This is a genomic window from Vibrio sp. V23_P3S9T160 (assembly GCF_963886625.1).
In the GTDB taxonomy this organism is placed as follows: domain Bacteria; phylum Pseudomonadota; class Gammaproteobacteria; order Enterobacterales; family Vibrionaceae; genus Vibrio; species Vibrio anguillarum.
Window position 1 is genome coordinate 1 of the sequence record NZ_CAWPDB010000052.1, and the last position, 4,896, is coordinate 4,896.

At 39.1% G+C, this 4,896-nt stretch carries 5 protein-coding genes; 1 reads left to right on the forward strand and 4 read right to left on the reverse strand.

The window, feature by feature from the left end; genetic code table 11:
- A partial coding sequence (locus AACU59_RS03100; protein WP_237666580.1) for a hypothetical protein occupies positions 1–316 on the forward strand: 316 nt, incomplete at its 5' end.
- A gap of 63 nt (positions 317–379) precedes the next feature.
- Here AACU59_RS03100 and AACU59_RS03105 read toward each other — a convergent pair.
- The 4 genes from AACU59_RS03105 to AACU59_RS03120 form a co-directional block, all read right to left on the reverse strand.
- Entirely contained in the window at positions 380–955 is a 576-nt protein-coding gene (locus AACU59_RS03105; RefSeq protein WP_202598797.1) for a fimbrial protein, read from the reverse strand.
- 7 nt (positions 956–962) lie between these two features.
- Complete coding sequence (locus tag AACU59_RS03110) at positions 963–1,709, reverse strand: fimbria/pilus periplasmic chaperone (RefSeq protein WP_161437605.1); 747 nt, start codon at positions 1,707–1,709, stop codon at positions 963–965.
- A 53-nt stretch (positions 1,710–1,762) separates the two neighbouring features.
- Positions 1,763–4,243, reverse strand: a complete 2,481-nt coding sequence (locus AACU59_RS03115; RefSeq protein ID WP_094145103.1) for a fimbria/pilus outer membrane usher protein — start codon at positions 4,241–4,243, stop codon at positions 1,763–1,765.
- 82 nt (positions 4,244–4,325) lie between these two features.
- Positions 4,326–4,856: a fimbrial protein gene (locus AACU59_RS03120; protein ID WP_094145102.1), complete on the reverse strand. Its 531-nt coding sequence runs from the start codon at positions 4,854–4,856 to the stop codon at positions 4,326–4,328.
- Positions 4,857–4,896: the final 40 nt, after the last annotated feature.

Below are 4,896 nucleotides of genomic sequence, written 5' to 3' on the forward strand. Positions count from 1 at the left end.
ATATCCAGGATTTCTTGATAGGCTTATCTGCATAAAACTAAAAGATGAGTCTATATCTTTATCGGTCAAAGTAAAACTTCCATTATCTCTGTCTATAATGTATGGATACGCAACAGCAGTGTATGCAACAAAAAGAACAATTAACATACGATTAAAAAATAAATATACCAATACTTTTCTATTCCGCATTATTCTTGACATTAATCCTGATAGAAGAAATCTAAATATTAACACCATTTTTTCTCTCACTACATCTTGTTTTTTTATTTCTTATACACCACATATTTTCTTAATTTCTAGAATATATGCACTCTAGTCTGTTATTTACAGTGCTTATTTTTCATCTAAATATTAAATAAAATTTATAAATAGCATTCAATCATTCATATTCAAGCATAAAATTAGCAGTGGCATTAAATGTCCCAGGTTTTAAATCAACATCTTTATTTCCCCAAGAAAGCAACTGCACATAAACAGTAAAATCGAGTACATTTGTACCCGAGACTAAACGAATCAAGCTACTTGCTTGATTAATTGGTAAAAATTGCCCTCTTTGCTCAAACCCGATGGCAATACCTTTAGCTTGGCTACTGCTGCCCAGAGCAAGCAAGCCATTCTGATCACCAGTACCATCCCCCAAAAAAGTGACTTTTAAGCTATCAGCAATGGTTGGATCACACTCGTCCAGATGTATCTGCAAACTTGTTCCTTGCGTGCGTCCATCTCGCAATAGATCGTTATTAATAATATCGCCAAAATTAACATATAGGTTTTCTTCACCAGAGCGCAGAGAACAAGCCGGCCCCATAACTTCTGCTGTCATTGTCATCGTGAGGTTTTGGCTACCAGCCTCTGCAAATGGCTGAATGAAAATGGCTAATAAGAGTATTAATCTAGATAAAAATCTATTGTGGTTAGCTAAATTAATGATGTGATGTAAACTGCGCCTCACCATTACCTCCTTAGTTGGAGTTCTTTCCAATAATTAAACTACAACCATTATTATTACATTGATAGTTTAACGTTCGGTGACCACCAAAATCATCCACATAAGTAAAACTAGGCATCTTACCCAGCCTAGCCACATCGACATTTACAGTAGTGCGACTGTGAGGGGAAATCATCACCGGTTGGAAATCGTCAACTTGGTTTGCCTTGCTTCCATTTGAGCCAGCAACAATGGTTACATAATAGGGGGTTGGGTTAGTCAGTTGGTATTTATCATCGATTTTTTGCAATGTCACTTTATTTTGCCAAGGCGATTGGTTATGGCTAGCTTCAGTCAATAAACTAGCCGGACGGTAGAAAAATTTGATACGAGTCTGCAACGCTAGCTGCAAACTATTAGGTTTGTCACTGCGGGGAGGAATCTCTCTCAAATTAAAATAAAACAAAGTCTCTTTATCTTGAGGCAATAGAGAAAAACCTGATAGAGACTGAATCTTAACTAAACTCTCCATTCCGGGCTCTAAACGTTGTATTGGAGGTAGAATTGTAAAGGGGCTATTTATCTTTTTACCATCCGCATCTTCTAACCAAGCCTGCGCTAAATATGGCAATGTGGTACTGTTGTTGCGAATGTTTAGACTCATCGATTTTACTTCACCCGGGTATATAACCCGAGTGCGATCTAAAGAAATACTCGCATATGCCTGATTGACAAGTAGGAGAAGTAATAAAGTAAGCGTGTAGTACCGTTTTTTATTCATGTCATTTTATCTCAATATATTTAAAGGCTAATAACCAATTCAAAAGTAAGTAATTATTGGCAAGATAGCTTCCCAATCGTATCCGAGTCGGGTAACGGAGAAGGCAACTGCAATCGACAATACTGCGCATTATCCCTAACTACATTTACCATTTCATCCTCATGAAGCCCCACTAAATATGTCATACCACCTTCACCTACCATTCCTAACAGTTGGCCTTTGTCATTAAATACCTCTGATGCAAAGAGTACGTGTTTACCATCGGATCGGAATAACTCGAACATACGACGACTACCCGACAACATGTCAAAGTGTCGATAGCCAATAGCTCCTTCGCTCAAAGTTCCTATTGACACCGGAGTTCCAATAGGATCAATATCCTCGCCCAGCCTATCGACATCGATACTAACGCGCTGCCGATAGCTACTTGCTACATCGGTTAATACAGCCTTACCATTTTTATCTGTAAAAGTATCTAATCCCCCAGCATGTACCGGAACACCGCTTTCACCATCAGTATCGACCATGATCCGACTTCCTCCTATTGTGGTAGTCCGGTGTATTGCAGCGCCTTTACTGGTAGCGGTAATTCCACCTCGAAGTGAGAGACCAATTGCTGTGGATCCTTCCGTTGTGTGGCTAACGTTGGCTGTGGCTGTTGTTTTGTCACCATTGTAAGTATAGAACCCACTGACATTTTCACCGTTGGATGAAGTGGAAGCCGTTAATGAATAACTGCTGCGTTCATCAAGCTGACTGTGCAGACTAATGCTATGGCCCATTTCCCCACCACTAGAAGAGCTTCTATAACTAATAGATTTATTACCACCCAAAGGTATTGAAATATTTAAATACACACCATTGTCAGCACGACTGTTCTGTTTATTGTGATAAGCACTCAATGATGCATTAAGTTCGCTCCAATCCATGAGACTAAACTCTTTAGATAGTGAGAGGCTCAGACGATCACTATCAACATCATGCCAATAGGATTGATGGCTATAGTCCATGTAAGCAGCTAAATGCTCTCCCTTGAATTGCTTGCTCAGTAATATACTGTATATCTCTTTTGACTCACCGAAATATGGTCGGTCTATCTGTTTACTCTCCATGAACTTGTTCATATTCATAAAATCTCTATCAGAGAATCGATAGCCAGCGAACGCGACTTGGCTATCATAACTCTCGAATATCTTAGAGTAGTTGATTCGGTAAGAGCCACCACTTTTCGTTTCTTCTGAAAGTTGAGCGCGAGATTCTGTAATATCGAACGAAATAGCACCAAACTGAAGTAGATCTCGCCCCACACCTAAGGATAGGGCTGAATAACCATCAGCGAACAAGCCCCCACCAAGCAGTGACCAACCATTATTGACTCCCCAAGAAAACTCAGCACTAGCAAAAGCAGGACCGTCTAGTTCATGTACTTGGCTGCTGGCCTTACCGCTGTTAAATTTGTAACGCAAAGAGCCAGGGCGAGATAAATATGGAATGGTGGCCGTATTAACTTGAAAGCTCTGTACTGAACCGTCTTGCTCTTCCACCCTAACGTCAAGTGTCCCACTAATTGAACTACTAAGATCTTGAATTCTAAAAGGTCCAGCAGCAACTTGAGTCTCATAAATAACCCGTCCGCTACTAGTAATCACCACCTTAGCATCGGTTTTGGCAATCCCTACGATTTCAGGTGCATAACCACGCAAATTTGGTGGTAATAGGTTGTCATCTGTATTTAAAGATACGCCAGTAAATTTAAAGCTATCGAACAAAGAGTCATTAAGGTCTAGCTCCCCCAACATTAGTTTCGTATTAAAATCAGGTAATGATCGATAAGTGTAAACATGGTTTATATTGAAGTCACTTTCAACATTTTCTATGCCTTGTTTATCTTCATGCTGATAATGACCTTGCCAATCAGCTCTTAACCGCCAAGCATCTATATTAATACCTGCTACGCCGTAGCTACTAAGATTAGTTCTCTTAATACTGGTCGAATTAACATCCTGTACGTTAATGCCATAGTCGAGCAATGCCCCATTAACACCATTATCCCAGTAAGAGGCCGGCTCCCAATACTGATTGACATAATCTCGATAGACTTGAGGAATAGATATGGTGAGAGTATCTTTGTTAACTTCACCCTTAATCACGATACCTTTAAGAACTTTCGGGTTGTAACAGACTGAATCCTTTTGAGTAGCTATTGTAGGGCTTGATAATAAATGTTTGAGTTCAGAAGTCTTTAAACCTAAATCATTAGCTAAACTAGCCGTTAAGCAAAGCTGTGAATCTTTATCTTTCTGATCATAGAAATGGACATTACGCTCACCAATTAGCGTATTATTGACCACAACTTGCATAGTGTAGTCACCAGGAATGATGTAACCAGGTTTCCCAAACACTCCTGATTCAATAGTTTCTTTATCCTCGATATCAAGAAGATCTGTGTTAAATTCTATTTCGCTAGCATAAGTAACATTTATCCAAATAATAAAAAACAAATAAAATATCACAGACAATAGATTTTTTTTCATCAGATATTCTTAATAAAACCCATATTAAAATGACAGGCATCCGTGCCCGTCAATACTCATAGATATAATCTAACTTATAGAATTACTGGTAACTCATGACGAAGTTTGCTGTAGCTGAGAAATCACCTGGAGTGGCAGTTTTACCTTCCTCTAGATTACTGACTAATTTAGCACCAAATTCTAGAGTATTATCTCCAGCCACCAGATTAATAGCCTTGGATGCAGTTCCTAAATCAACATGTGAACCATCTCGTTGGCTAACTAACGCGATAGATGCACCTTTTGCAGTACCATGCATTGCTAAATCTTTTGTGTTCACAGTATCGGCATCACCAGTAAAGATCACAGACGCTGTCTTAGCCGTGTCTGCAGAACAAGATTCGAGGTGGATTGCGAATGGACGAACTGGAGTCTCTCCAATACCTTCCAATACATCATTAGAAATCTGCCCCATATCAACTGTCTGCTCACTATCTCCAGGGACAATTGAACACGGCGCACTAAGAATTGATCCTACAAATTTTATTTCGCCTTGACCAATATTGTTCGCACCGGCTGCAAGTGTAGAAGCAGATAACATCATCAATGCAGAGGCAATAATTGTTTTTTTCATTTTTTTAATCCTAATAATTTAAACTATATAAGCTTAAGAT

Excerpts from the sequence above, each read along its gene's own strand:
- AACU59_RS03115 (WP_094145103.1), bottom strand. The coding sequence starts at position 4,243 with ATGAAAAAAAATCTATTGTCTGTGATATTTTATTTGTTTTTTATTATT.
- AACU59_RS03110 (WP_161437605.1), bottom strand. The coding sequence starts at position 1,709 with ATGAATAAAAAACGGTACTACACGCTTACTTTATTACTTCTCCTACTT.
- AACU59_RS03120 (WP_094145102.1), bottom strand. The coding sequence starts at position 4,856 with ATGAAAAAAACAATTATTGCCTCTGCATTGATGATGTTATCTGCTTCT.
- AACU59_RS03105 (WP_202598797.1), bottom strand. The coding sequence starts at position 955 with ATGGTGAGGCGCAGTTTACATCACATCATTAATTTAGCTAACCACAAT.